Source organism: Vibrio syngnathi, assembly GCF_002119525.1.
GTDB classification, from domain to species: domain Bacteria; phylum Pseudomonadota; class Gammaproteobacteria; order Enterobacterales; family Vibrionaceae; genus Vibrio; species Vibrio syngnathi.
This window is the reverse complement of sequence record NZ_CP017916.1, coordinates 837,655-863,735: the sequence shown is the minus strand read 5'-3', so window position 1 is coordinate 863,735 and position 26,081 is coordinate 837,655. Positions and strand designations below refer to the sequence as shown.

24 protein-coding genes are annotated in these 26,081 nt (G+C 44.7%); all 24 read right to left on the bottom strand.

The window, feature by feature from the left end; translation table 11 throughout:
* Positions 1 to 7: 7 nt before the first annotated feature.
* On the bottom strand, positions 8 to 2,110 hold the full coding sequence (gene flhA, locus K08M4_RS04225) for a flagellar biosynthesis protein FlhA (protein WP_086048962.1): 2,103 nt from the start codon (positions 2,108 to 2,110) through the stop codon (positions 8 to 10).
* A 346-nt stretch (positions 2,111 to 2,456) separates the two neighbouring features.
* Entirely contained in the window at positions 2,457 to 3,587 is a 1,131-nt protein-coding gene (flhB, locus tag K08M4_RS04220) for a flagellar biosynthesis protein FlhB (RefSeq protein WP_009848541.1), read from the bottom strand.
* 9 nt (positions 3,588 to 3,596) lie between these two features.
* Positions 3,597 to 4,379: a flagellar biosynthetic protein FliR gene (fliR, locus tag K08M4_RS04215; RefSeq protein WP_086048961.1), complete on the bottom strand. Its 783-nt coding sequence runs from the start codon at positions 4,377 to 4,379 to the stop codon at positions 3,597 to 3,599.
* Positions 4,380 to 4,385: 6 nt separating this feature from the next.
* Positions 4,386 to 4,655 carry a flagellar biosynthesis protein FliQ gene (gene fliQ / locus K08M4_RS04210; RefSeq protein ID WP_009848543.1) on the bottom strand — a complete coding sequence of 90 codons (270 nt, stop codon included), beginning with the start codon at positions 4,653 to 4,655 and terminating at the stop codon, positions 4,386 to 4,388.
* Between the two features lie 11 nt (positions 4,656 to 4,666).
* Positions 4,667 to 5,596: a flagellar type III secretion system pore protein FliP gene (fliP, locus tag K08M4_RS04205; RefSeq protein WP_086048960.1), complete on the bottom strand. Its 930-nt coding sequence runs from the start codon at positions 5,594 to 5,596 to the stop codon at positions 4,667 to 4,669.
* Entirely contained in the window at positions 5,583 to 6,023 is a 441-nt protein-coding gene (gene fliO / locus K08M4_RS04200; protein WP_065678595.1) for a flagellar biosynthetic protein FliO, read from the bottom strand. Before fliO ends, fliP begins: the two co-directional genes overlap by 14 nt.
* A complete protein-coding gene (gene fliN / locus K08M4_RS04195) occupies positions 6,023 to 6,433 on the bottom strand; it encodes a flagellar motor switch protein FliN (protein WP_004739851.1) in 411 nt (136 codons plus the stop codon). The genes fliO and fliN overlap by 1 nt, the downstream gene beginning before the upstream one ends.
* Before the next feature lie 29 nt (positions 6,434 to 6,462).
* Entirely contained in the window at positions 6,463 to 7,506 is a 1,044-nt protein-coding gene (gene fliM / locus K08M4_RS04190; protein ID WP_009848546.1) for a flagellar motor switch protein FliM, read from the bottom strand.
* Positions 7,507 to 7,513: 7 nt separating this feature from the next.
* Positions 7,514 to 8,002, bottom strand: a complete 489-nt coding sequence (gene fliL, locus K08M4_RS04185; RefSeq protein WP_086048959.1) for a flagellar basal body-associated protein FliL — start codon at positions 8,000 to 8,002, stop codon at positions 7,514 to 7,516.
* Between the two features lie 110 nt (positions 8,003 to 8,112).
* Positions 8,113 to 10,227 carry a flagellar hook-length control protein FliK gene (locus K08M4_RS04180; protein ID WP_086048958.1) on the bottom strand — a complete coding sequence of 705 codons (2,115 nt, stop codon included), beginning with the start codon at positions 10,225 to 10,227 and terminating at the stop codon, positions 8,113 to 8,115.
* A 182-nt stretch (positions 10,228 to 10,409) separates the two neighbouring features.
* Positions 10,410 to 10,847, bottom strand: coding sequence for a flagellar export protein FliJ (gene fliJ / locus K08M4_RS04175; protein ID WP_086048957.1), 438 nt, complete (start codon positions 10,845 to 10,847; stop codon positions 10,410 to 10,412).
* 22 nt (positions 10,848 to 10,869) lie between these two features.
* Entirely contained in the window at positions 10,870 to 12,189 is a 1,320-nt protein-coding gene (fliI, locus tag K08M4_RS04170) for a flagellar protein export ATPase FliI (RefSeq protein ID WP_009848550.1), read from the bottom strand.
* Positions 12,189 to 12,989, bottom strand: a complete 801-nt coding sequence (gene fliH / locus K08M4_RS04165) for a flagellar assembly protein FliH (RefSeq protein WP_086048956.1) — start codon at positions 12,987 to 12,989, stop codon at positions 12,189 to 12,191. The genes fliI and fliH overlap by 1 nt, the downstream gene beginning before the upstream one ends.
* Before the next feature lie 126 nt (positions 12,990 to 13,115).
* Positions 13,116 to 14,174, bottom strand: a complete 1,059-nt coding sequence (gene fliG / locus K08M4_RS04160) for a flagellar motor switch protein FliG (RefSeq protein WP_012603439.1) — start codon at positions 14,172 to 14,174, stop codon at positions 13,116 to 13,118.
* Positions 14,167 to 15,909, bottom strand: a complete 1,743-nt coding sequence (gene fliF, locus K08M4_RS04155) for a flagellar basal-body MS-ring/collar protein FliF (RefSeq protein ID WP_086048955.1) — start codon at positions 15,907 to 15,909, stop codon at positions 14,167 to 14,169. Before fliF ends, fliG begins: the two co-directional genes overlap by 8 nt.
* 16 nt (positions 15,910 to 15,925) lie before the next feature.
* The gene (gene fliE, locus K08M4_RS04150; RefSeq protein ID WP_009848554.1) at positions 15,926 to 16,237 is read right to left on the bottom strand and encodes a flagellar hook-basal body complex protein FliE; all 312 of its coding nucleotides are present in this window, start codon (positions 16,235 to 16,237) and stop codon (positions 15,926 to 15,928) included.
* Between the two features lie 132 nt (positions 16,238 to 16,369).
* Positions 16,370 to 17,779, bottom strand: a complete 1,410-nt coding sequence (locus K08M4_RS04145) for a sigma-54-dependent transcriptional regulator (protein WP_086048954.1) — start codon at positions 17,777 to 17,779, stop codon at positions 16,370 to 16,372.
* A 33-nt stretch (positions 17,780 to 17,812) separates the two neighbouring features.
* Positions 17,813 to 18,853, bottom strand: a complete 1,041-nt coding sequence (locus K08M4_RS04140) for a sensor histidine kinase (RefSeq protein ID WP_086048953.1) — start codon at positions 18,851 to 18,853, stop codon at positions 17,813 to 17,815.
* Positions 18,854 to 19,035: 182 nt separating this feature from the next.
* Positions 19,036 to 20,499: a sigma-54 dependent transcriptional regulator gene (locus K08M4_RS04135; protein WP_086048952.1), complete on the bottom strand. Its 1,464-nt coding sequence runs from the start codon at positions 20,497 to 20,499 to the stop codon at positions 19,036 to 19,038.
* Between the two features lie 226 nt (positions 20,500 to 20,725).
* Positions 20,726 to 21,136 carry a flagellar export chaperone FliS gene (gene fliS, locus K08M4_RS04130; RefSeq protein WP_086048951.1) on the bottom strand — a complete coding sequence of 137 codons (411 nt, stop codon included), beginning with the start codon at positions 21,134 to 21,136 and terminating at the stop codon, positions 20,726 to 20,728.
* 12 nt (positions 21,137 to 21,148) lie between these two features.
* Positions 21,149 to 21,454 carry a flagellar protein FliT gene (gene fliT, locus K08M4_RS04125; RefSeq protein ID WP_086048950.1) on the bottom strand — a complete coding sequence of 102 codons (306 nt, stop codon included), beginning with the start codon at positions 21,452 to 21,454 and terminating at the stop codon, positions 21,149 to 21,151.
* A 3-nt stretch (positions 21,455 to 21,457) separates the two neighbouring features.
* Entirely contained in the window at positions 21,458 to 23,464 is a 2,007-nt protein-coding gene (fliD, locus tag K08M4_RS04120) for a flagellar filament capping protein FliD (RefSeq protein WP_435532562.1), read from the bottom strand.
* 70 nt (positions 23,465 to 23,534) lie between these two features.
* A complete protein-coding gene (gene flaG / locus K08M4_RS04115; RefSeq protein ID WP_086048948.1) occupies positions 23,535 to 23,960 on the bottom strand; it encodes a flagellar protein FlaG in 426 nt (141 codons plus the stop codon).
* Positions 23,961 to 24,041: 81 nt separating this feature from the next.
* On the bottom strand, positions 24,042 to 25,220 hold the full coding sequence (locus tag K08M4_RS04110) for a flagellin (RefSeq protein WP_086048947.1): 1,179 nt from the start codon (positions 25,218 to 25,220) through the stop codon (positions 24,042 to 24,044).
* Positions 25,221 to 26,081 lie beyond the last annotated feature (861 nt).

Here is a 26,081-nt window from a genome sequence, read left to right as displayed (position 1 = left end):
AGGCGGCTTAATTACCAACAGCTTGTACTATGCGTATCTGCTTTTCGTCTGGTATCTCTTGGTAAGATAATACTCTCAAGCTTGGAATCGTGTTTTTCACGAACTTAGCCAAAGTCGAGCGTAAAACACCAGAGGTCAATAATACCGCTGGCTCACCTTTCAGTTCTTGCTCTTGTGTCGCATTACTAAGTGAGGTCTGTAAACGTTCGGCTAAACCAGGTTCAATACCAGCAGATTCTCCGCCGGATGCCTGCATGGTTTGATGCAAGATTTGTTCCAACTCAGGAATTAAGGTTATAACTGGCAATTCCGGCTCTATACCATTGATTTCTTGAACAATTAGTCGTTTTAGTGAGATACGAACAGCTGCAGTTAATATGTCAGGTTCTTGACTCTTAGAAGAGTACTCCGACAAAGTTTGAACAATGGTTCGAATATCACGAATTGGAATCGCTTCATTTAGTAGGTTTTGCAGAACTTTTACAACCACACCAAGCTGTAATTGATCCGGTACAAAACCTTCCACCAACTTAGGTGTTGATCGGCTAAGCATCTCAAGTAAGTTTTGAACTTCTTCGTGGCCAATCAACTGTGAAGCGTTATTCGTTAACTGCTGGCTAAGGTGTGTGGCAAGTACGGTTGAAGAGTCTACAACGGTATAACCTAAGGCTTGTGCGTGTTCACGCTGCTCTTCACGAATCCAGACAGCTTCAAGACCAAAGGCAGGATCAATCGTCGGCTCTCCATCTATCATTCCGTAGACTTGGCCAGGGTTAATAGCGAGCTCCATGTCCGGTTTAATTTCAGCCTCACCAACCGCAACCCCCATCAGGGTAATTCGATAGCTGTTTGGTGTCAGTTCTAGGTTATCGCGAATGTGTACGGCTGGAATCAAGAAACCAAAATCTTGAGACAGCTTTTTCCGTACACCTTTCACGCGCTCAAGCAACTCACCACCTTGGTCTCTATCAACCAAAGGAATCAAGCGATACCCCACTTCGAGACCAATAATATCTACGGGTTGAACATCATCCCAAGACAGTTCTTTTTGCGATGCGGGCTTATCACCATTGGCATTAGCGGTTGCAGGTAGATTTTTCTCTTCTACCTTTGCCTTGTTCTTTTTATCGATAAAGTAAGCACCGGCTCCCGCTACAGCAGCAAGGCTCAAGAATGAGAAATGTGGCATACCAGGAACAATACCCATAATGCCGAGGATAGCGGCAGTGATCATTAGGGCTTTGGGATTATCGAACATTTGGAAGACAAGTTGTTCGCCCATGTCTTCATCGGTATTTTGACGCGTCACCATCATCGCCGCAGCAATAGAAAGTAGCAGCGATGGAATTTGTGCAACCAGACCGTCACCGATAGTCAGTAGCGTATAGATTTCAATGGCTTCACCAAAACCAAGGTCAAACTGAGCCATACCGATACTCAAGCCGCCAATGATGTTGATGAATAAGATCAAGATACCAGCGATCGCATCGCCTTTTACAAACTTAGATGCACCGTCCATCGAGCCGTAGAAGTCGGCCTCTTTGGTCACTTCAAAACGTCGTGTACGAGCTTGATCTTGGTCGATCAAACCCGCATTCAAGTCGGCATCGATTGCCATCTGTTTACCCGGTAGGGCATCTAGGGTGAAACGCGCACTGACTTCCGAAATACGACCCGCACCTTTGGTTACAACCATGAAGTTGATGATCATCAAAATCAAAAACACCACTAGACCTACCGCGTAGTTACCGCCGATAACCACGTTACCGAAGGCTTCAATAACGTTACCGGCCGCGTCACCACCTTCGTGACCATGGAGTAATACCACACGTGTCGAAGCAACGTTCAAAGCCAATCGAAGTAGAGTCGCAATCAGAAGTACGGTCGGGAATGCAGCGAAGTCCAAAGGCCTGCGGGTATAAACCGAAACCAGTAACACAACCATAGACAGTGCAATGTTGAAAGTGAAGAACATATCCAACAAGAAGGCTGGTATTGGCAACACCACCATAGCGAGCGTTGCAAGTACCATAACGGGCGCGCCAATTGCAGGCATTGCACGATTAGGAATTTTAGGCAGCTTGTCCGCAAAAGGCAGGGAGAATTTCATAAGTCTAGACAGTTTCGCTATGTTGTAGCCATCTCACTAAGCTATTTGAGGCTCAGGTCTAAGCTATGTGGCTATGGTTTAAAGTGCATAGGTTAAAAATGCACAGGCTTATAATACTAAGCTTTATATGCTCGGGATTTATAACGCTAGGATTTATACTGATCGGGATTATAATGCTCAGATTTACAATGCTAAGGTTATTAATGACCGACTTATAATAGTCGGGGTTGATATAGCAAACACTGTACCAACACTTTTCGTCAAATTATTGCCATCGCCTCTTTAAAAAGAGGATTAGCTAGCCCGCTATTATCAGGGTTCATCAAGCAGAGCTCAAGCAATTGATCTAATGTCGTAAATCAGGTGGGATCGGCATATTAGAATCTTGGAGTTTTGGCCTCTCTCCGCCTCGTTTTCGGTACTGTTTCAGTTGAAACACATATGCAAGCACTTGAGCAACTGCTGTAAACAGACCGTCAGGAATTTGTTGTTCTAGTTCGGTAGTGTGATAAAGCGCCCTAGCCAATGGTGGCGCAGGAACAATATAGATGTCATTTTCACGGGCAATTTCACGAATCTTCATTGCCATATGATCAACACCTTTCGCAACTACAACGGGGGCTTTGTCTTGATTCTGCTTATAGCGTAGAGCCACCGAGAAATGCTCCGGGTTGGTCACAATCACATCCGCTTGAGGTACGTCAGCCATCATACGGCGCTGGGCAGCTTCTCTTTGCAACATACGAATGCGGCCCTTAACTTCAGGCTTACCTTCAGTATCTTTGTGTTCATCTTTAATTTCTTGTTTGGTCATCTTCAGCTGATCGGCGTGTTGCCAAATCTGGAACGGGATATCAATCGCCACCACGATAAGTAAAGAGCAGCTGATCAGCAGAATAAAATTAAGCAAGATATCTAAAGCGTGGAAGATATTCTGTGGGTATACCTCCATGCTCAGTTGCATTAAATCGTGTTGAGAAGCTTGAATAAGATAGATGGCCATTCCCGAAACAAGTGCCACTTTCAAGATAGATTTCAACAGTTCAACCCAACTCTGCAGGCCAAACATACGCTTAATACCACTGAGTGGGTTTAGCTTAGACGCCTTAGGCATCGCCGCCTGCATAGAGAAATTAATCCCCCCGACACCCGCCGCACCAATGACGGCAGCAACAAATAAGGTTATCAGGATTAAGAACAGCGGGAACAACAGGTTCACTAATGCGCCACCCGCAATTTCGAGGAGTTTTGTGGTATCAAAAACTTCTTCCCGACTCAGAGAAAACAGACGTTGCATGGTCTCGAACAAAGCTTTCGCCATCGATTCACCAAACCACATTAAAGCAATCGCACCAACAATAAGTACCGACGCCGACGCTAACTCTTTTGACCTTGCAACCTGCCCTTTCTCTTTGGCCTGTTGCAAGCGTTTGGGCGTGGCGTCTTCCGTGCGTTCTTGACCGTCTGACTCTGCCATTTTAGTCTCCTAGCACTCTAACCTGATTAGACGACATATCTGTTGTTCGGTTTGTATCCAGAATAACTCATAGTGACTAAACAAGCCGCCAAGGATATACCAACAAAGCAATAGGCCCACGAGTAGCGCAAATGAGAAACCCAAAGAAAAGATATTTAGTTGAGGCGCCGCACGCGTCATTACACCAAACGAAAGGTTAATCGTCAGCAGCGCAATAATACCAGACAATGACATCGCTAGTGCTGTTTTGAACATGATACCAAGCCACAGGGCAAGCTCTCTATAATCAACAGAGGTCAAACTTCCACTGCCAATGGGTAAAGTCTTAAAGCTGAACACCACCAGCTGCAGCATTTTCAGATGACCGTCTGTCTCCAAAAAAAACATGGTTGCTAGCAGCATGAACAATTGACCCAGTACTGGCGTGTTTTGTCCGTTAGCAGGATCCACCATAGAGGCGAAACCCAAGCTTGATTGCATACCCAAGATCTGGCCGAGCATTACGAAAGTTTGAATCATGAATTGGGTGACAAACCCCATGGCAACGCCAATCACGATTTGTTCAAATACAGTCAAGAAACCTTGGAAAGAGAGCAGTTCAATCTCTTTAGGAACAGCGGGGATCGCAGGCATCACCGCAAAGGTGACCGCTAAACCTAAATACAGACGAATACGCGGCGACACAAAGCGTGCACCGGTTACTGTCATCACCATCAGCATGGCTGAGATGCGAGTGTAGGGCCAAAAATAATTGGCTAACCACTCTAGTACAAGGCTCGTTGGGTATTCCATATCGAATTAGTACAGAACTTGTGGCAAGCGTTCGATGAGTTCGAAAAAGAACTCCATCATCATTTGCGTCATCCAATGTGCAAACATCATCAACGCTAATAACGTCACGATCAAACGTGGTAGGAAACTTAAAGTTTGTTCATTAATCGAAGTAGCCGCTTGGAAAACAGCCACAACCAAACCAATCAGCAGGCTAGGAATAATTATGGCGCAAACCATAATTAGTACCATCCAAAGGGCATCTTGGAACAAATCTACGAATATTTCAGGATTCATGCTTCCCCCAGCTACAAGGCAAAACTGCCGGCGAGTGTGGAGAGTATCAAATTCCAACCATCAACAAGGACGAACAACATCAACTTAAACGGCAGCGATACAATCATTGGTGACAACATCATCATACCCATGGCCATCAAAACTGATGCTACCACCAAGTCGATAATTAGGAACGGCAAGAACAGCATAAAGCCTATCTGGAAAGCTGTTTTCAATTCAGACGTGATAAACGCAGGAATCAGAACCGCCATTGAAACATCTTCAGGATTCGTCACTTCCGCTCCTGAAATTTCAACAAAAGTTTCAAGGTCTTTGATTCGAGTCTGTTTAAGCATAAAAGACTTAATCGGCCCTTGGGCAACATCAAACGCCTGTCGCGCTGATATCTGTTCATTCAAATAAGGCTGAACAGCTTGTTCATTTACCTGACTGATTACTGGCGACATGATGAAGAAGGTCAGAAATATCGCAATGCCAATAATCACTTGGTTTGAAGGTGTTTGTTGAAGACCCATTGCCTGACGCAAAATAGACATCACAACCACAATGCGGGTGAACGATGTCATCAAAATAACCATCGCCGGCAAGAAGCCAAGCATGGTCATTAACGCAAGAATTTGCAGGTTAATCGAGTAGTCTTCACCGCCATTGGCATTGGTGGTCATGGTAAATGCAGGTATGCCGCCACCATTACCGGTTAAGCTACCAGTGGTCATAGTCTTCGATTTGGCTTGATCTTGCTGCATCGTACTGATGGTGACCGACTCAGATCCAGCGGTATTCGCAGGAATGACAGTGCCATCTTCAACCTGTGCAAATACTGACACGCTAAATACGAGAGAGCAGAATATAATGAGCTGAACCAACCACACTTTCACCGTACGGAAAAATCCGGCATGGCAAAAGTAAAATGGATTCAAAAATCCGTTACTTGTTTGCATCTTTTTTTATTAGCTGGGAAAGCTGACTTGAAAATGTACTTTTTTCCAGCATCTCCTGAGTAAGAGGTTTATCGAGCTTAGAGATCAGCTGAATCGATTGTGTGGTAATGCCTACCAAGAACTGTTCATCACCCGCTTGTACAATAGCGATACGTTCTTTTGTGCCTACCGGAATTTGCCTAATAATAGCCAAACCTTGTTGATTCGACATCGCAGGCACTTGCATTCGCTTCAGTAGCCAAGCAATAAATAAAATGAAGGCTATAACGAAAATTAGCGACCCAAAGGTGGTCGCTAAATCGAGAGAAGGAGGCGTTGCCGCAAAGGCAATAGAAGGAGTAGCAAGTAGCCCTACTCCCAAGACTCTGCGAGAAAAACCTGTCATTCCGAGAGAAGAGCCCGCCAGTCTCTGAGACAAGAAGCTCATTAACGCAACTTCTTAATTCGTTCTGTTTGACTAATAACGTCTGTCAAACGAATACCAAATTTGTCATTCACCACAACCACTTCTCCATGAGCAATCAGAGTGCCGTTAACCATCACGTCAAGTGACTCACCAGCAATTCTATCTAGCTCAACAACCGAACCTTGGTTCAATTGAAGTAAGTTACGGATACTAATTTGAGAGCGGCCGACTTCCATTGAGATAGTCACTGGGATGTCCATAATGGTATCCAGCTTACGACGCTCATCTTCTGAAATTGGAGACGATGAGTCGGTTAACTCATCAAGTGGTGCTGCGAGAACATCATCAACATCGATTGACGGTGCTGAAGGGTCTTCACCAAGTGCTGCAGCCCATTCGTCTGCTAGCTTTTGATCTTCACTAGGTTCCATTACCAATTCCTATACTTTTATCTACTTTGCTATTCTTCATCTTCGCTATTTTCCAGCTCAGACATTAAGTCTTTGCCAAGAAAAGCGAGATCGGTTTTGACCACATGAGGTCTTTCAATTTTTTCAGAAATCTGTACCGCGAGCTTCTCTCCAGAACGGCCCATTTTCACACGATAGGTCGGCAGTTCTTCAACAAACATGGTTGCATGCTCAGGCATATTCATCGGGATAACATCCCCAGGACGAAGTTCCATCAAATCACGCAAAGAGATATCTTGCTCGAGCAAATTGACACGGAAGTTGACTGGCACATCCATGATTTCATCACGCAATGCTGAACTCCAACGAACGTCGGTTTCCATTTTATCTGATTGGACACCAGCATCCAGCAGTTCACGAATCGGCTCAACCATTGAGTAAGGCATAACCACATGGAAATCACCGCCACCGCCATCGACTTCAATGTGAAATGAACTCACAACAATCACTTCGGTAGGGCTCACAATGTTAGCCATACTTGGGTTTACTTCAGAGTCCAAGTATTCAAACTCAACGCCCATCACGGGAGACCAAGCTTCTTTGTAATCTTCAAAAACAATTTTCAGTAGTAACTGAATAATTCGTCTTTCTGTTGGTGTAAATTCGCGACCTTCAATCTTGGCGTGAAAACGACCATCACCACCAAAAAAGTTCTCTACGAGAATGAAAACTAGCCGAGCTTCCATCGTGATTAGCGCAGTACCTTTTAACGGGCGGAAGCGAACCATGTTTAAACTTGTGGGTACATAGAGTGTGTTCTGGTACTCACCAAATTTCATCATCTGTACGCCGTTGATCGACACTTCAGCCGTCTTACGCAACATATTAAACAAGCTAATACGCATATGACGTGCGAAACGCTCGTTAATAAGTTCAAGGGTCGGCATTCGACCACGAACGATTCGATCTTGTGATGAGAAATCAAAATTGACCGTATTGTCACTTTCGGTTTCTAAGACATCTTCAACGTCTTCAACATCATCAACGCCATGTAATAGCGCATCAATTTCGTCTTGGCTTAATAAATCGGTCACATATTACCTATTGAATTACAAAGTCAGTGAATAACACTTTTTCAATGACCGGCTGGCCAACAGCTTGAGTTAAGCTTGCTTTAATATCTTCAGTCGCCTTGTTCCGCAGTTCAACTCTGCCGGCAGGAGATCGTAATTGATCGACCGTCGCCGAAGCGAATGTAGCAAGTAGTGCGCTTTCAACAAGTGGAGAGTGGTATCGAGCGAGAACTTCATTCTTCATACCACGTACCATCAGCTGTACTTTTATCTGAACTAAGCGATCTTTCTTATCGCCCGTAACGTTAAATAAGAAAGCTTGAGGCACATTAACATAGACCACTGGATCAGCGTCCATGAATTGAACCTCAGCTGACGATCCAGCACTCTCAGTTTTATCATCGGAATCCATTAAGAAAAATGCGGCACCACCACCTCCAAGTAACAGCACAACAACCGCGATAACGATAATAAGAAGCTTACTCTTTCCTTTCGGTGTTTCTTGTTCTTCTGCCATATTCAGCTCTAACTTCCTGTTCTTCTATTAACTAACGGTACTTTCTATTAACTAACTGTTCTTCTATAAACTAACGGTTCTTTCCATTAGCTAAGTGTTTTAGCCTGATACTAGGCATAATAACTAATTCCATCACGCTTTGACGTGACATTCAATTCAAGATTGCTGTTGCTATCAAGGTTTTCATCACCTTGACCATCATTTATACGGTTAGAGCCTGATTGTTGCTCACCATTGTTGTACCTGTCTTGTCCCTGACCAGAATTCTGTTGCTGAACTGAAGACTCAGCAAGCTGCATCCCTTGCTGAGCAAGCATCTCCCTCAAACGAGGTAAGGTTTGTTCAATAACCTCTCTCGCTTGTTGGCTACCGACAGTAAAGTGCACGTTCGCCACGTCATTATTCATGGTCATGCGAATTTTCATCTGCCCCAACTCTGGTGGGTCAAGACGGATATCCAAGTTCTTAAGGTTCTTAGACATCATCATTTGTACTTTTTCTGCCACCTGCTCGTTGGCTAGCTCTTTAGTGAGCTGTAAAGGAGCCTGTTGAGCCGCTTGAATTTCTGCTCGTGTCGGAGCTGAACCTACTGTGGCTGTACCTTGCGCACCTGCCGCAGAAGCGATCTGCTGAGCAAAGGTCGAGTCTTTAGAATCGTCTTTCGCGCCAGCTTTACCCAAGCCTGATAATGCTGCGGCACCCGCCCCTGCTTTAAGAAGCGCATCAGTCGCACCCGCCTTGGTAGCGACTGGTGCTGCATTCATCGCTAAGCTTTGTGCCGTCAAACTAGGATCTAAGGCTGCTTGCTGTTGCGTAGGAGCTGCACTCCCCTGTTGAGACGTCAATTGTTGAGCAGCCTGTTGTGTTAGCGCTTTATCCGCAAGAGCATTGCTTGCTGATTGAGAAGTGGCCTGCGCTGACACTTGTTGTGCAGCCGTCGCTACAGCTGCTGTTGATGCTGCCGCAGCTAAGGCTTTAGTTTCGCTTGAATCCGTATTATCCCAATCAATAGCAGCGGGTTCACCAGACGCGCTGTTCACAGCCGGGGCTTGATTTAGCAAAGCCGTTGCTTGTTGTTGAACGTTAGTGAGCTGTTGATTCAACAGGTCTAAGTTAGAGGTCGCTTTAGCCAAAGCGGCTTGCTCATCAACCGTCAACTTAGCACCACTTTGTTGCTTCTTAAGCAAGCTATCGACAACAGACTGTTCTGATTCGATTTGTCCATTCAATTGTTTTAGTGCTTTGGTATGGGCATCAACCTGCTTGGCTAGTTCAATATCCGCAGCTGAGATCGCTTGGCTCTGTTCGGCCACCGCGGCACTAGCCGCGTTCTTTTGACTCAGCTCTCGGTTCATACTGGCTTCAATTTGTTCTGGAGTGACGCCTTTATCCATCAACTGTCGGATTTCATCATCGGTCAGCTGAGACACACCCTTACCTCCGGTAAGAACAGCGATTTCAGAATCCACCTCTAGACTATTCTCTTGGGTTGCTGCATTCGTTTGCTGTGTCGCCTCATCCGTAACGGAGGCTACTGCAACTGAAGCACCGGAGATATTACCTTGGGCTTTATCTACCTGACCTTGCTGAGGCAAGCCTTTGCCGTTTGGCGCTTGATTTAGAGTTTTGTTTGCCTCATCCAATTGACCAAGCAATTTATTGCCTTCATTCATCGCTGCATTAGCTTGCGATGCTTGCGCAGAGCCATCTACAGCTGATGTACCCTGAGTTTGGGATTGAGCAACCTGTTCTTTAGAATCATTCGTCGTAACCTGCGCATCTTTACCATCCGCCTTATCTGCGACAGTTTTATCAGCGACAGTGCTATCAGTACCCGAATTGGCTTTGAGCTCAGCCTCAGATCCAGACGCAGCCTCTGCAGATATTTCCTCAGCAGCTTTCTCGCCTTCTACTTCTGAAGCTGCTTGCTTGCTTTGCGCTTCGTTCACTTCGTCAGTAGCCTTTGATTCAGCTGAATCACCTTTGTTCGCTTCGGCTGACGCTTCACCTTCGGTAGAGGCCTGTTTAGCATCAGGTTTCGCGGTGATTTCTGCGTCTTTTGCTGCGACTTTACTGTCACTTTCTTCAAAGCCTAGTGCTTCTTTGAAAGACTCAAAGAAGCCTTTAGAGTCTCCAGTATCTTCTACCTTTGAAGAGGCAGAACCGGAGTCCAACAACGATGACGTTTTGTTGGTCGCTGAATTTGAGGAAAGACTAACATTCATATATACAAGCTCTATCTACTAGCTTTGCTGCCATGAATCAGACAACAAAAAGAAAGTCGGATACGATTCATGCCTTAGCTAGACACAACGCGCAATTTTATATAAGACAGAGCAAGAAACATGCCTATAAATTTTAATTATGCCATCTGGATAACAGCACCTGCGTCATTCGAGGTTTAAGGTCACATTTTCTTTCGGCTATATAACAGAGTCGAGAACTCATCCATTTGCTTTTGCTCTCTTTGGTCTTGCAGCCTTGCTTTCTCTTTCTGCTTTTTCTCCATCAACCACTCGTAGGATTTACGCTTTTTTCGTAACTCCATCCAATAGCTTTGGCAGTTATCGACCTGATTCTTAAAGTGGTGTTCCGCTTCTCTCTGCTTAGAGAGCGTTTCATCTAATTGCGTTAAGAAACGGTTTAAGTGACCATATTGGCTAGCGGTTAATCCGGCCTTACCTCGGTCAACAAGTTGCTGACAGTAATCAAGTCGATATTTTTCGATCTGTTCAACCTGTTCGTAGTAACCCTGAAGCTCGACATTCGCTTGATTCAGCGCCAATACGGCTTGGTTCTCTTGGTCTTTCGCTTGATCGAGAAGAAATTCTAACGCGTTATCCATGATTGACCTTATTCAACACGGCCTAACCGCCTAACACATGCTTTAACATGTTAACGCACATGTCATACGGAACCGTTTCTTTCATTTTCTGTTGTAAGTACTCATCCAATCTAGGTTTCAAGGTAAAGGCACTATCAATAGCTGGGTCTGTCCCCGGTTTATAGGCGCCAATCGATACCAAATCTTGGTTCTTACGACAAATAGACAACACTTGGCGAACCGCTTTCGACATCAAGACATGTTCTTCAGTGGTGATTTGAGGCATAACACGACTGACCGATTTCTCAACATCAATCGCAGGATAATGCCCAGCATCCGCCATCTCACGAGATAAAACAATGTGACCATCTAGAATCGCTCGCGATGCATCGGCAATAGGGTCTTGTAAGTCATCACCTTCGGTTAACACGGTAAAGAAAGCGGTGATAGAACCTTGTTCGTCGTTGCCGTTACCCGCTCGTTCCACCAGCGCAGGAAGCTTGGCGAATACTGATGGCGGATAACCTTTAGTCGCTGGCGGTTCACCGACAGACAGAGCAATTTCACGCTGCGCCTGAGCGAAACGGGTCAATGAGTCCATCAGTAGTAGTACATCTAAACCTTGGTCGCGGAAGTACTCGGCTACAGCCAGTGCGGTCTGACAGCCTTTCAATCGCATTAATGGCGATGAATCCGCAGGAGCAGCGACCACAACAGATCGCTTACGACCATCTTCGCCAAGGATCTCTTCAATAAATTCTTTTACTTCGCGTCCACGCTCACCAATCAACCCCACTACAACCACTTGCGCGGTTGTACCACGAGTCATCATCCCAAGCGTGACCGACTTACCAACACCGGAACCCGCAAACAAGCCGATACGCTGCCCTTTGCCCACCGTTAACAAGCCATTAATCGCTTTCAAGCCAACGTCAAGTGGCTCAGAGATAGGTTTACGAGCTAAAGGGTTGATTGGCTCGGCGTTAAATGAAGCGCGTTGCTCGGTATAGATTGGACCTAGCCCATCAAGTGGATTACCGACACCATCGATAACACGACCAAGTAACTCCATTCCAACAGGGATACCGCTTTCTGATGTCATCGGTGTCACGCGAGCACCTGGTAAGATCCCAGTAATTTGTTCACTCGGCATCAAAAACAGGTTATCGCCAGAGAAGCCGACGACTTCGGCCTCCATCTGACCAGACATGGTTTCGACCAAGCATAAGCTGCCGATAGGTGCTTTACAGCCGGTCGCCTCAAGCGTTAGACCAACAACACGAACGAGTTTGCCTGAAGCAATTGGTCGCGACTTTAGTCCTTCGACTTTGTATTGACTGAGACGGTTCGCCAACTCAAGCATTACTCATGACCTTGATGACGGTTTACACCACAGAAGCTTTGAATGACGTTCTTCACGCGCTCTTCCATGCGGTAATTAACACTCGACTCACCCGCTTCAATTTGGACATCACCACGGTTAAGTGCAGGCTCTGATACCAACGTCCAATTACGACAGTCCAATTCCGTTTCACCATACGCTGAGCGTATTATTGCAACGTCTTCAGGGTTTAGCTTCAATGTGATCGCGTGACCTGAGATTGGCAGTGACTCTACCGATTCTTTCACGGTATCTAATATAATTTGTGGGTTGGTTTGCACTTCAACATGAACCACTTCTTTAACCATGGTCAGTACCATGTCGACCAATTGCTTCTCAACCTGAGCATTCATCAACTCTAATGGTTGAGCGAATTGGTTGGCGAGTCCCATAAAGATGGCAACTTGCTGTTGAATGTACTCTTGACCCGCAGTCACACCTTCAAGTTTTCCGGCTTGGTTGCCTTCTTCGTGGCCTGCAGCAAACCCTTCTTCTTTGCCTTTGTCGTACCCTTGTTTAAAACCAGCTTCTTGCCCTTGATGAAGCCCTTCTTGATAAGCCCCTTGCTTGATCAGTTCGATTTGGTCTTCAGTTAGAACCAGTTCTTCATCTTCGATGGCTTCTTCAACCGTCGGCATCCAACCAGGATCGTAGTTAAAAGCCGTTTCTTTGGCTTGCTTATTCACATCAGAGGTATAGTCAGGCAGCCCCCATTTCTGAGGCTGGGCAACCGTATTATCTTCTTCAGGGCGAAGGAAGCCGCGTTTTCTATCACCTGACATATCAGTACCTATCTATGAGTGCGTCCAACTGCGTTGTAGATTCAAGCAATTACACGGTAGTTAATCTGTGGTTTGAGGCTGGATAAAGAAAAGCCCCAACAATGTGGGGCTCTTGAGGTTTCTGTATTAAAGGAACTCGTCGGCGCCACCAGACAGCATAATCTCGCCACTGTCTGCCATCTTCCTCGCAATACCCAAGATCTCTTTCTGAGCCGCTTCTACATCAGAGACTTTAACTGGCGGCATCGCCTCAATATCGTCTCTCATCATATCAGCTGCACGCGTAGACATGTTCTTGAAGATCTTCTCACGTAGGCTTTCATCAGCACCTTTAAGCGCTTTCTGTAGAACGTCTTGTGGAACATCACGCAGCAATCGCTGAACACCTTGGTCATCAACTTCAATAAGGTTTTCAAAGACAAACATAAGATCTTGGATCTGCGTTGCCATGTCTTCGTCTTGATCTCGAATTTGCCCCATCAAGATGCCTTCTACATTATTGTCCATGTAGTTCATGATCTCAGCAGCGGCTTTCAGGCCACCAATTTTGGCAGCTTGAGCACCCGCTTGACCCGCAAACTGTTTCTCCATGATTTCATTCAATTCAGCGAGAGCTGAAGGTTGAACTTCTTCAAGGTTAGCAATACGCATCATCAAATCAAGGCGAACACGCTCAGGGAATTGAGATAAGATCTCCGCAGACTGATCCGATTCCAGATAAGATAATACGATCGTTTGAATCTGTGGGTGCTCGTTAATGATGATGCTTGCCACCTGACGAGGATCCATCCACTTAAGAGAATCCAAACCTTTAGAACCAGTACCTAAAAGGATCTGATCAACAAGGTTATTCGCCTTATCTTCACCTAGAGCAGCCACCAACGCATTACGCATGAAGTCTTCACTGCCCATACCGATGTTGGTGTACTTCTGAATATCATCTAAGAAAGCGCGGTGCACAGCACCTACTTTTTCTTGAGACCAATCCGTTGAACGTGCCATTGCACTACCAACACGCTGAACCTGTTTAGGTTCTAGATGGCGAATGATACCCGCAGCATCTTCTTCACTTAAACTTAGCAACAAGATCGCAGCGCGCTCTTCGCCTGAGATAGACTCGATATCGACACTTGCGACATCAAGCTCACCACCTTCTGCTTGTTGTGGAACAATTTCGTTAGCCATCTGCCACCCAATTCTTAACTACTTGAGCTGCTAGCTCTGGTTCATTCGCTACAAGTGCACGTACTGCTTTCAGTACGTCCTCATCTTTGTGAAGGTTAGGTAGGTCGATACTTGAACCAAATTCAAATAACTCACCACCTTCAATATCACCACCAATTAAACTAGTTTCGCCGTCAGCACCAATTGGCATGCCGTCGGGTCCGTACATTTGCTCGTCATCGTCTGCTGCTGGGTTAAGCAGTTTTTTCATTGCAGGGCGAACAAGCACCAATACGACAACAATAATAACCAACGCACTCGCAAACCAACGAACCCAATCATTAAAGTGTTGATGCTCCCAAATTGGTACGTCAGCAACAATATCCGTTACTTGAGGTGCAAATTGCATGCTTAAAACATTGAGTAAATCACCGCGGTTTTCATCAAAACCCACAGTTCCAATCAATACCTGACGTATCGCGTTAATTTCGCTTGCTGGAATTGGGGTGTGAACCACTTCTCCCGTATCAGGGTTCAATGATTGGCGATCTTTGATTGCGACAGATACGGTCTGACGATTAACCGTGCCGCTCTGTTTTCGCTCATGACTAATGGTCGTGTCCAGCTCAAAGTTGCGGGTCGCTTCTTTGTGAACCGAACCTTGCCCCATCATCGTACCATCTTTCATCTGAGCCACATCCTGAGGAATCGAAGCATCAGCAGGAGGCTGGTTACTCAAAGCCCCTGGAATACCAGCCACAACGTTGCCGTTATTATAGTCTTCTAATGTGTATTCACTTCGGGTTGCTGGAGTATTTGGATCAAAACGCTTTCTTGTTTGTTCCACAGCACTAAAGTCGAGTTGAATATCAACCTGAGCCGTGTAATTGCCAAACCCTAGAATCGGGATCAAAATAGAGTCAATTTTTTCACGCAGCGCTTGCTCTTGATTACGCTCTAACTCGTGCTCTTTTCGGCGTGCCGCTGACATTGGATCCTGAGAGCCAGAGCTCAAAAGTCGGCCATGCTGATCGGTCACCGTAATTCGCGAAGTTTTCATCCCCGGAACGGCACTAGCCACCATGTCCACAACAGAATCAACTTCTTGCTGCTTGAGGTTCGTCCCCGTTTTAAGTGTCAGGAATACTGAGGCAGAGGCTTCTTGATTGTGACGAACAAAGACACTTTGCTTAGGTAAGGCAAGTAAAACTTGAGCTTTACGTACCTGCTTCATCTGTTCAATAGCTTTAGCGAGCTGTCTTTCACGGCTTAATTTAAGACGCTCTTTCTCTAAACGTTGTGATACACCAAAACCCATGTCTTGCATGAGAATGTCATCACCGGTGTTTCGCTCTTGGTTCAAACCAGCTCGAACCATATTAAGCTTTAATGAATTATATTCACTTGCCGGTACCGAGATCGTGTTCCCTTCAAGAGAGTACTCAATTTTCTGTGTGTCCAAGTAATCAAGAACCGGGATCAACTCTTCTGTTTCGTAAGCGCCTAATGGACGCATTTCTGGTTCTTTTACCCAGAAAAACAGCATTACAATAAGCGCTACACAGATCGAGATAGAAAGGACTAAGACGACTTGACGAAGCAAGTCGAGATCACCGACAGACATGTCGAACTTCGATGAACTGCGCTCACCTAAATCGGTATTTTGCCCTTCTCCGTCTAGCTCAGAACCTGCAATAAGTGCGTGGTCATTGCTATCGCTTACGGTTAAATCTGTTGTTTGACTGTTATCTGCCACTATTTAACTACCCAACTTATACCGGCATATTCATCAGCTCTTTGTACGATTCGACCAATTTATTTCTAATTTGGATCGTCGCTTCAAAAGCCACACTAGATTTATTACGAGCAATCATCACGTCAGATAAAGACACGCTTTGATCGCCACTATCAAAACGAGTTTGAAGATTACCAGAGGTCTTTTGTAATGAGTTCACATTATTGATGGCATTCGTCAGCATGTTGCCAAAATCTGCACCGACCGCTTGCCCTGTTGCAGCAGGACGCGTACTGGCAGCTTCAACCATCATTGCCTGCATTTCGCCTTGTAAACCATCTATTCTCATTTACTACCTCAGGAGTCAAAATTATGACTATCTATTTAGCTTTATTATTGACAGAGCAATTAACGTGCCATGCATCAATTTGACTAGCTATCGTAATACACCAGTCAGAAAGCTGACACTACTAATTTATCTTCAATTTGGAATGTCTATTCCAGCATCACGCATTTTCGCTAATTTATAGCGCAATGTACGAGGGCTAATACCTAGCTTTTCAGCCATATCTTTACGTCGGCCATGACAAGCGATCAATGTTTCAAGAATAATTGCATACTCTTGATCTCGAAGCTCATTTCCAAGTCCTTCACTGCTTGCTGCAACTTTACCGATAGGATTCGCTTCGGCAATCGGCTTAATTTCTGGGGCTGCAACACTGCTGCCTTCAACAATTTGCTGTAAGCCAGTTGCGTCTTGCCAGTCCACACCTTCGAGTAAGATGTGTTCTCCTGAAATATTTTCTTGCTCACTCAAAATTAGAGCACGCTGCACGACATTATCCAGTTCACGCACATTACCCGGCCACGGATAATTGACGAGTTTACTAATGGCTTGCTCAGACAGAACAGGAACAGGCATTCCAAGCTTGGTACAATGACGCTCAACCAAATGCTTCGCAAGCGGCTCGATATCGCCTTTACGTTCACACAGTGCTGGCCAAGTAATTGGAAATACATTCAGTCGGTAGTATAAATCTTCACGGAAATTCCCTTCAGAAACATACTGTTTTAGGTCGCGGTTACTGGTTGCTAGAACACGGACATCCAGTTTGATGCTCTTACGACTGCCAAGACGTTCAACTTCGCGCTCTTGCAACACACGCAGTAGTTTCGCTTGTAGGCTAAGATCCATTTCACTGATCTCATCCAACAAAATAGTACCGCCTTGAGCTTGCTCAAATTTGCCAGGGCAAGCTTGAATCGCACCAGTGAACGCTCCTTTATCGTAGCCAAATAGTGTCGCTTCCAACATGTTATCTGGAATCGCGGCACAGTTAATCGCAACAAACGGACCGTCTTTACGGCTCGAGGCGTTATGAATATAGCGAGACATGACTTCTTTACCGGAACCACTTGGCCCTAGCACCATCACGTTGGCATCGGTTTTAGCCACTTTGTCAGCCAGCATCATTAACTTAATGCTTTTCTCATCGGCAACGATAGCATCGCCATTGTCATCCGACTTTACGGGAGCGTAACGGCTCACCATGTTTAACAGCACTTCTGGCGCAAATGGCTTTGCCATGTAATCGATAGCGCCTTCTTTCATTGCCGCGACCGCATCTTCAATGTTGGCATAGGCCGTCATCAATAGCACCGGAAGATTTGGCCAATGCTGCTTGATGTTTCTTAGCAATGCTAAACCGCCCATACCTGCCATCTGTACATCAGAGACAACGATATCAACAGAGTTTGATTTCAATTTTACCAGAGCATCTTCCGCACAATCCGCTTCCAGCCATTCGTAACCAGCAAGCGCGAGTGTATCGACAAGGGCTTCGCGTAGACCTTCATCATCTTCGACGATTAACACTTTGCTTTGAGCCATAGGATTCTCCAGTGTAAATTCAGTTAAAACTTATTAGTCTTCAGAAGAAGCATTTCTTTCCAACGGTAGACACATGGTAAAGCATGCACCATCGCCTTCTTCTGATATCAATTCCAGTCGACCGTCATGTGCTCGACATACCATTTGTACAACCGCTAAACCTAGACCTGTACCTTGAGAACGAGTGGTAAAGAAAGGTTCCATAATTTTACCTTGAAGTTCTTTGGGTACACCGGGGCCACTGTCTTGTACTGATATCTTAAGTTCACCGTTTACCGGCCTAAAAAACACATCTATCTGCGATTTCTTACCCGCAATTTGAACCGCGTTCAAAACCAGATTACTTAAAGCAGAAGCGATAGCATTGGCGTTGCCAAACATTTGAGTCTCTTCATCTTCAACTTCCTGACAATAATCAATCTGGTTGCTTTTTAACGCTGCCTCAACCATAGGATGAAACTCGATGATTAATTCCGCGATGGTAAATGGCTTAACCACCTTATTGTCGCCACCTTTGGCAAACAACAACATATCATTCACCTGTTTCTCTAAATCATGCAGTCTATCCATCAGCTTAGATTGGAAACGCGTTTTTGTTGCCGGCGGCAAGTTTGGCGCGGCAAGGTTTGATGCATACAGCATCGCACTAGAAAGCGGCGTACGAACCTGATGAGCAAGCGAGGCCACCATTCTACCCAGTGAAGATAAACGCTGAAGATCGCTCACTCGAGACTGTAATAAACGAGTTTCCGTGAGGTCGGTAATTAAAATAAGCTGACCGGTAGTCGAGGCTGAAATGGCCAAACGTACTTTTCGCCCATTTTTCAACGAGATCTCATGACCATCATCGTCTCTTGGTTCAAAGGCATTTTGTATTACCGAAAACCACTTCTCACCAACCAATTCTACTCCGAGAATACGATGCGCTTCAGGATTGGCCTCTCTCACCTCACCATCTGTATCTAACAAGATGACCCCTGCTGGCATCACATCAAGCACTTGCTTATAGCGCTCAACCTGTTGCTCAACAGAATCTAAATGTGATTGATTTTCTGGTTCGTTAGATAGGTGCATGTCAAAAATTTGCCTCAAATACTAAAACAGCCTGACATGTACAACACAAGTCAGGCTATTTGCTATATTTATCACATAGTTAAGCAAGCAACAACTCGACTATGGTTTATCTGTTCGTTTAGCTAAAGTTGCCAAAAAGCTAAAATGTGTGTGCTAGTTTTTGTCTTCGTCAAAAATAGCCACTAACGCTGCAAGTTATATTTACGCATTTTTTCAACCAGAGTGGTTCTGCGCATTCCAAGCATGTCAGCAGCGCGAGCAACAATACCACCCTGAGCCTCCAACGCTTGATTGATCATATTCACTTCCATATCAGCGAGCAGCTCTTTCAAATTAACCCCTTCAGCGGGTAAATCTTGAGGTGCATTCGCATTGTCAGCAAGCTCATCGTGCTGCTCAAAACTGAAGTCTTCCGAGAACAAGTCAGAAAGAGCATCTCGCTCTTGCTCTTCCTCGGATGCAAAATTATTAAACTCAGGTTGGAACTCAGGGATATCACTGTATCTATATTTAGTTGGAAGATGATTCACATCAACCAAGCTATTTGGATACAGAATAACCATTCGCTCAACCAAATTAGCTAATTCGCGAACGTTGCCCGGCCAGCAATGCTCCATTAAAGAATTGATTGCGCGAGGAGTAAAACAGATTGGCATGCCACCTTCAGCTTCCATTCTGGTCATCAGCTCCTGCAGCAATAGAGGAACATCTTCTTTTCTGTCTTGAAGCGATGGCATTTCAATTGGGAAGACATTCAAGCGGTAGTAAAGATCTTCGCGGAATAAATCGTCTTCAATCATGCTTTCAAGATTGCGGTGTGTTGCAGCAATCACTCGAACATCAGCTTGAATAGTGCTATTGCCACCTACACGCTCAAAACAGCGCTCTTGTAAAACACGGAGCAATTTAACTTGCATCGCCATTGGCATATCACCAATTTCATCAAGAAACAGCGTGCCACCTTCAGCTAATTCAAAACGGCCCTTACGTGCGGTAATTGCACCAGTAAACGCGCCCTTCTCATGACCAAACAATTCACTTTCGAGCAAGTCTGGCGGGATAGCGCCACAATTTACGGGTACGAAAGGCCCAGAACGACGTTTAGAATGATAGTGAACATTACGTGCTACAACTTCTTTGCCCGTTCCTGACTCGCCAAGAATCAGTACGTTAGCTTCAGTAGACGAGACTTGTTCAATCAGGTGACGAACTTCTTGGATGCTAACACTTTGCCCAACGAGGCTACGAAACAATGTGTTCTTGCGTGCCGAAGGTAGAATTTGAACCCCTTTGCGGCCCAAGAATTCTTTACAGTGCCTTAATGCATCACTTAATTGCGGGTAGTTAAGAGGAAGTTCAAGTTCACCAACAAAGTTAGTGAGCTCCTCTACCGGGTAATCGTTTTTGCCAATCACCAGTAATGGGATGTGATTAACGTGAACAAGCTTTTCATTCAGTAATGCGAAGCCTTTGGCTTTAATTGAACCAATGATGCAACCAGCCCACTGTAGAGACCAGTCGACTGTGTGTGCTTGTTCAGAGCTGATTACTTCGCAGCTCTCTCCTACAAACTCTAATATTGTGCTTAAATTGTGACGATTTTGAGCGTTATCATCGACGACAAGCAGTTTTGCCAAACCTTGCATAAGTAGGAATTATTGCCTTTATTTTGGTGCGATGCGGAAAATGGTAAGCGACGTAAGAGATAAAACAGAGAAAGTATCAATGATTATGGTCTACGTGGACAAACTTAGGAAACCAGCAACGAAAAAAGCCATTAGGCTATCTAATGGCTTCTATTTTATTTGATTATAAAAATAAGGCAACCAAGCAATTCAGAGATATGCGATTGGTTTAAACTGGGATGTTTCTTTAAATACCTACATCCGCAGACGTTAAATTGTGATATTCATTCGGAATTTGGTCCCAAGCGCTCTTAATTTCGCGGATAATATCGATAACATCATCAATTGGCTGCGGATCATTTTTGTGATTTGCAGCAGAAATTTGCGTGATCATAAACTCATAAAGTTGATCTAGATTTTTCGCAATGTCGCCACCATCGGCCATCGATAGGCAACTACGCAGGCTAATAATGATATCTAGAGCTTTACTCAGTCGCTCACCTTTCACCGGGATGTTGCCCGCTTGCATTGCCGCTTTACCTTGAATCAAGCGCTCGATAGCACCAGCCATTAGCATCTGAACAATTTTATGCGGTGAGGCAGCTGTTAGCTGGCTATCCACTGATACCTTTTTATATGCCTGTAAAGAACCGCGCATAGTAAACCTCTTCTATAAAAACTTTTTGTATTGTTGAACTGATTTGGCGCCATGTCGGTATTTATGTAAGTTTTTACCTACTAGACCAGTCTCAGACTGCATCAGTTCGACCAATTGTCTTGTTCTCGAAATGGCTTCAAACCACTCGGAGCTTTGCTTAACGTCGGGACATGAATCGATTAATTGAAGCACGTTTTGCAATAACTGTTCTCTGTTATCGACAAGATGCGCTATTTCTTCAGCATTAATTTCACTAAATTCGAGCTTAGACATAATTAGTTGATCGAGCTCACAAAGCTCTTGAAGCAGTTTGCTCATCTATTAGCCCATTGCACTCATCATGCTGCCCAATTGAGATTGCATCTTGCTGGTCGCATCTTGCATAGCAGTGAACTTAGAGTGCGTACGATTCTGTAGGCTATCCATACGGCGATCGAGTGCGACTTGGTCATCAACCAATCGATAGTTTTGTTCAACTAGGCTCTTTTCTCTGGTACGGATAGAGCCAGTGACACCTGTGATCCCTTGAATCGCATCTTCGACTTTTTTAGCAAAGCCATTGTTACCACCAAAGAACTCACCCAACTTATCAAAGTGATTGTTGAGTTGACGGTCAAGCATATCGTAGTTAATTTCTAGCGAGCCTTGCCTTGTTGTGGTGATGCCAAATTCAGTCAAAGACTTAATATCGTCAGGCGCGTCTTCAATACTTGATGAGAACACACCTTTCAATCGAGAATCTGCACTGCGTACCGTACTGTCGCCAGAAAGAGGACCTTTTTGACCAGTCAGTGGATCGACACCCGCTAAGTCTTTAGATACTTGGTAAAACTGATTATAAGAGTTAACAAAAGCTTCAATATCTTCACGAACACGATTGCGGTCGTACTCAACACCAATCTCTGCTGGCGGCTTATCTTTAGGGGTTTTGCCTTTAACCGTAATATCAATACCTTCAACGGCATCTTCAATCACATTATTATTGCTAGAGAGCTGAGCAATGCCATCCAGAACAACCATAGAATTTTGTCCGGCTTGCACTTCCGTCATGCCGCTGTATTGGTCAAAAGACTGTTGAGCTAGCGCAAGGTCAGCTTGAGCTTTATCAACCTTGTCTAAATGTGTTCGCTCTCCCGGAGATAGCCTAGCTCTCTCTAATTGCTTAGCTTGCTCAGGGGTTAGTTCACCTTTTTCAACTCTCTTCGCTAACTCAGAACGTTCATCAACCAATTTACTTTCTATTCTGGCTTTCTCGGCATCGAGTTTCTGCTGCGCTTCTTTGGGAGTCACATAAGAATCCGTCAGCGTACCAGCGGCAGTATTTGACCACCCTGGAATATCCGCCGCTTTCTCTATGGCTTTTTCGTCAAGCTCAAGTTCAGGCCTAAAAAAAGAATCGAGCAATGTGCCTGAAGCGGTATTGTTCCACCCAGGGATTGTATCTTCTGGCATCCCTGAAGCCGCTAAAGCGGAAGCATCTAGCGCCTTCTGACCAGCTATTGCCGCTGCTTGGCCATAAGTTAAATTGTCACGATCAAATTCAGCGAAAGGATCTTCGGGTTCAACTACCGGTTCCGCTTTTCTTTCATAAATAGGATTACCGTTTACATCAAATACAGTATTCCCGTTAACGTCTCGCAACGGAACAGCGAAACCGTCAGGAATAGGGTTACCGTCGGCATCCAATTTGGGAGGGGCATCAGCTAAGACGCCTTGCGCTACTGAGCGAGCATCTTCTAAGGCTTTCAGTCTTTCTGATAGGGTTTTATATTCTAATTTTTTTAGAGGGTTGTTATCTTCAGAGTCAACGTGGAGTTTTATTTGATTGTCTTCACCAGACATATTTGAAGCGAGGACTAATCGAGGTCCTTCTTTATCATTAATGATAGAAGCTCGGACACCCGGATTATCTCCGGCACTGTTAATACTTCTAACAACATCACGCAGTTTTGAGTTAGCACTAACTTGTGTCTCGAAGCTCTCTTTACCAAGCGAAACCTGCAGCTTACCAGGGCCAAATCTCATGTCCTCTGACAGTACATCAGAAGCCACTTTATGGCTCTGGGCAAGCTGCAACACATCGATGGCATATTTGCCAGCGATAGCTTCGGTAGTCGCGGTTGCAGAAACAAGCCCCTCATCAGAACTTTCTACTGTTCGCACAGCAAAAGCTTTGTCCTGGCGAAAGCTTGTCATCAGGTTCTTCATCGAATCAAGGGACTCTCTGAGTCTTCCATAGGCACTAATGCTGGTATCGATTCGCGTTCGTTCATTGTTGATTTGTTGCTGTTTAGGCACACGCTCCGAATCAACAATTTTGCTGACCATGGAATTGATATCCATGCCAGACGAAATCCCCATTGGGCCAAAACTCATTAAACCACCTCAATAATACGACTTAAACCTTAGCCTCCAATATTCCACTATTCGAGGTTTGGGCTGCTAGGCGCCTTAGAATTTCGAGCATTTCTTCATCGGGAATTTGGCGAATAATATCGCCCGTTGTGGTCTCATAAATGGTAACCACATCTCTCCCGGTCTCTTCATCAACCTTAAAAGCAACACCTTTGTTGAGAGAAGATATAAATTCATTTACCTTCTCCACCATTTTGACTCGCTCCGCATCATTTAGCTCTTGTCTATGTTGAGCTAATTGAATCGCCGCTTCGGTAGCCATCTCTTTCGATTTATCTACCTTGTCATAAGATGTTGCTTCTTTCAGTTGTAAAGTACTCGACGCACTACTACCTTTATCGCTTGCAAATTTAATGCCATTAGGTGAGCCATAAGGCTGGATGTTCGGTGCGTTAGATAATATTTCCATAACACTCTCCCTCCCACCTTTATGAGCCTAACAGTAAAACCCTACTCAAAGTAGAGTTTACCGTTACTTACTGAAGTAAGTTTAGCCCAATAAGCTTAGAGCTGCTGATGGTGATTGTTTTGCTTGAGCTAAAATAGAAGTACTCGCTTGTTGTAAGATTTGAGACTTCGTCATTGCCGTTGTTTCTTTTGCGTAATCAGTATCTTTGATTCGGCTCTTAGACGCATTAACATTTTCGTTAATATTTTCTAAGTTGCTGATTGCGTGGTCAAAACGGTTTTGGAATGCACCAAGAGAAGCACGGTTACTGTCGACTGCCTTTAAGGCCCCGTCAATAATAGAGACAGCATTGTTTGAACCTGCAACAGAAGTTACATCAATGTCGTTAACAGTAACATCCGTTACAATAGCCTTACTGCTGCCAGGAATCTCTTTACCTTCTGCATCTTTACCAGAGCCAAGACCTAGCTCTTCAGCAAGAGAGCCGCCAAACTCTACATTACCATCAACTTTTTGGCTTGAAGCGAAGAGTTGCAATTTACCGCCTTCACCTACCGAAGCTTGAATGTCTGGGCTTTGACCGTTTAGGTAAGTGGCAAGTTCTTCCATGTCATTACCTTTTTTCGCAGTAATCGACAGATCTTGAACGTCACCAAACTGATCTTGGTACTTCATCGTTAGAACAGAATCTTCACCTACGCGCCAAGACGTATCTTTCCCCTCAGCAACGCTATAGCTCTTACCGCCCATCGCTTCAGTATCGGTACGCATATTATTCATCGTCAGCATTACTGCTTCACCAGAATCTGCACCAATTTGGAAAGATTGACTACCGAAAGTTCCGTTCAAAAGCTTGTTACCACCAAAAGAGGTCGTTTCAGCAATACGGTTAAGTTCTTTGTTTAGAGCAGAGACTTCTTCTTGGATTGCAACACGTTCAGATTTCGTGTTTGAGCCGTTTGAAGATTGAAGGGAAAGGTCACGCATTCGTTGCAGGATATTGGTTGACTCATTCATTGCGCCTTCAGCTGTCTGGGCAATAGAGATACCATCATTCGCATTTTTTACAGCCATATCTAGGCCACGGCTTTGCGACGTTAAGCGGTTAGAGATTTGTAGGCCTGCAGCATCATCTTTTGCGCTATTAATTTTATAGCCAGAAGACAAACGCTCCATTGATTTTTGAGTACCTTCAGCCGCGCTATTTAGGTAGCGCTGAGCCGTCATTGCAGACACATTTGTGCTTACATTAATCGCCATAATTGATCTCCTTTAGGCATTTTTTTCATGCACTTATGTGACTCTCACCTCACAAAAACACATGTAATTTTGTTTTATATACCAGTGTCTCTCTCACCTTACATTGGTACATATCATTTCTCTCAATCCCTTTAACGGCCCCTTAACTAGAAGCTTTAATAAAAAATGCATTTTTTTTCGTATTATTTTCAATAGTAAAAAAAAACGTGAAGTAGCTCGATTAATCTCACGGCACCTTTTAAAGCCGGATTTATACCAATCACAGTAAGTAAGTGAGCAGAAATAGCGCAGGAAAAATGCTTGAGAACAAGGCTGCTCTTCTCGATAAGAAGTTTCGATAAGTAGTTATTCTACAATCAAAAACTCTAACGCCGTTATCGAGCTTTTTAACAAGCTAGGGTGGTAAGTTATTTACTTCGATTGGTATTAACACTATGTGTATCAATATCCATCAGAACATTGATATAAGAAAAGATTCCTGATATCTCGTTCTACTCGGTTCTGGAATGACGTATATCTTCTTACCGACTGTAGGTAACTCGTCATTGTGGACAGTGGTCAGTAAAAACCCAATAGACCTCCTCATCAAAAACAGATTCCTGATACCTCGTTCTACTCGGTTCTAGAATGACGATGAAAACTATTGTTTGAATCTGGAAATGGTTTGAACCTGAGAAATTGTTTACTCGATCCGACTTTGTCCAAGCAACTAGCTATGGAGCCCCCCGTCATTCCCTACAGTGAGGAACGAACGTGATAGGGAATCTCGCTTATGCCAGCAACACTGCCTTTTCCCAAATACGCCCTAGCTAAATAGCAGGCAATAAAAAACCCAGCCGAAGCTGGGTTTATTTAGCGCTC

Bases quoted from the DNA above. Each gene is read 5' to 3' on its own strand.
- flhA (WP_086048962.1), bottom strand. From the start codon at position 2,110: ATGAAATTCTCCCTGCCTTTTGCGGACAAGCTGCCTAAAATTCCTAAT.
- flhB (WP_009848541.1), bottom strand. From the start codon at position 3,587: ATGGCAGAGTCAGACGGTCAAGAACGCACGGAAGACGCCACGCCCAAA.
- fliR (WP_086048961.1), bottom strand. From the start codon at position 4,379: ATGGAATACCCAACGAGCCTTGTACTAGAGTGGTTAGCCAATTATTTT.
- fliQ (WP_009848543.1), bottom strand. From the start codon at position 4,655: ATGAATCCTGAAATATTCGTAGATTTGTTCCAAGATGCCCTTTGGATG.
- fliP (WP_086048960.1), bottom strand. From the start codon at position 5,596: ATGCAAACAAGTAACGGATTTTTGAATCCATTTTACTTTTGCCATGCC.
- fliO (WP_065678595.1), bottom strand. From the start codon at position 6,023: ATGAGCTTCTTGTCTCAGAGACTGGCGGGCTCTTCTCTCGGAATGACA.
- fliN (WP_004739851.1), bottom strand. From the start codon at position 6,433: ATGGAACCTAGTGAAGATCAAAAGCTAGCAGACGAATGGGCTGCAGCA.
- fliL (WP_086048959.1), bottom strand. From the start codon at position 8,002: ATGGCAGAAGAACAAGAAACACCGAAAGGAAAGAGTAAGCTTCTTATT.
- K08M4_RS04180 (WP_086048958.1), bottom strand. From the start codon at position 10,227: ATGAATGTTAGTCTTTCCTCAAATTCAGCGACCAACAAAACGTCATCG.
- fliJ (WP_086048957.1), bottom strand. From the start codon at position 10,847: ATGGATAACGCGTTAGAATTTCTTCTCGATCAAGCGAAAGACCAAGAG.
- fliI (WP_009848550.1), bottom strand. From the start codon at position 12,189: ATGCTTGAGTTGGCGAACCGTCTCAGTCAATACAAAGTCGAAGGACTA.
- fliH (WP_086048956.1), bottom strand. From the start codon at position 12,989: ATGTCAGGTGATAGAAAACGCGGCTTCCTTCGCCCTGAAGAAGATAAT.
- fliG (WP_012603439.1), bottom strand. From the start codon at position 14,174: ATGGCTAACGAAATTGTTCCACAACAAGCAGAAGGTGGTGAGCTTGAT.
- fliE (WP_009848554.1), bottom strand. From the start codon at position 16,237: ATGAGAATAGATGGTTTACAAGGCGAAATGCAGGCAATGATGGTTGAA.
- K08M4_RS04145 (WP_086048954.1), bottom strand. From the start codon at position 17,779: ATGGCTCAAAGCAAAGTGTTAATCGTCGAAGATGATGAAGGTCTACGC.
- K08M4_RS04140 (WP_086048953.1), bottom strand. From the start codon at position 18,853: ATGCACCTATCTAACGAACCAGAAAATCAATCACATTTAGATTCTGTT.
- K08M4_RS04135 (WP_086048952.1), bottom strand. From the start codon at position 20,499: ATGCAAGGTTTGGCAAAACTGCTTGTCGTCGATGATAACGCTCAAAAT.
- fliS (WP_086048951.1), bottom strand. From the start codon at position 21,136: ATGCGCGGTTCTTTACAGGCATATAAAAAGGTATCAGTGGATAGCCAG.
- fliT (WP_086048950.1), bottom strand. From the start codon at position 21,454: ATGAGCAAACTGCTTCAAGAGCTTTGTGAGCTCGATCAACTAATTATG.
- fliD (WP_435532562.1), bottom strand. From the start codon at position 23,464: ATGGTCAGCAAAATTGTTGATTCGGAGCGTGTGCCTAAACAGCAACAA.
- flaG (WP_086048948.1), bottom strand. From the start codon at position 23,960: ATGGAAATATTATCTAACGCACCGAACATCCAGCCTTATGGCTCACCT.
- K08M4_RS04110 (WP_086048947.1), bottom strand. From the start codon at position 25,220: ATGGCGATTAATGTAAGCACAAATGTGTCTGCAATGACGGCTCAGCGC.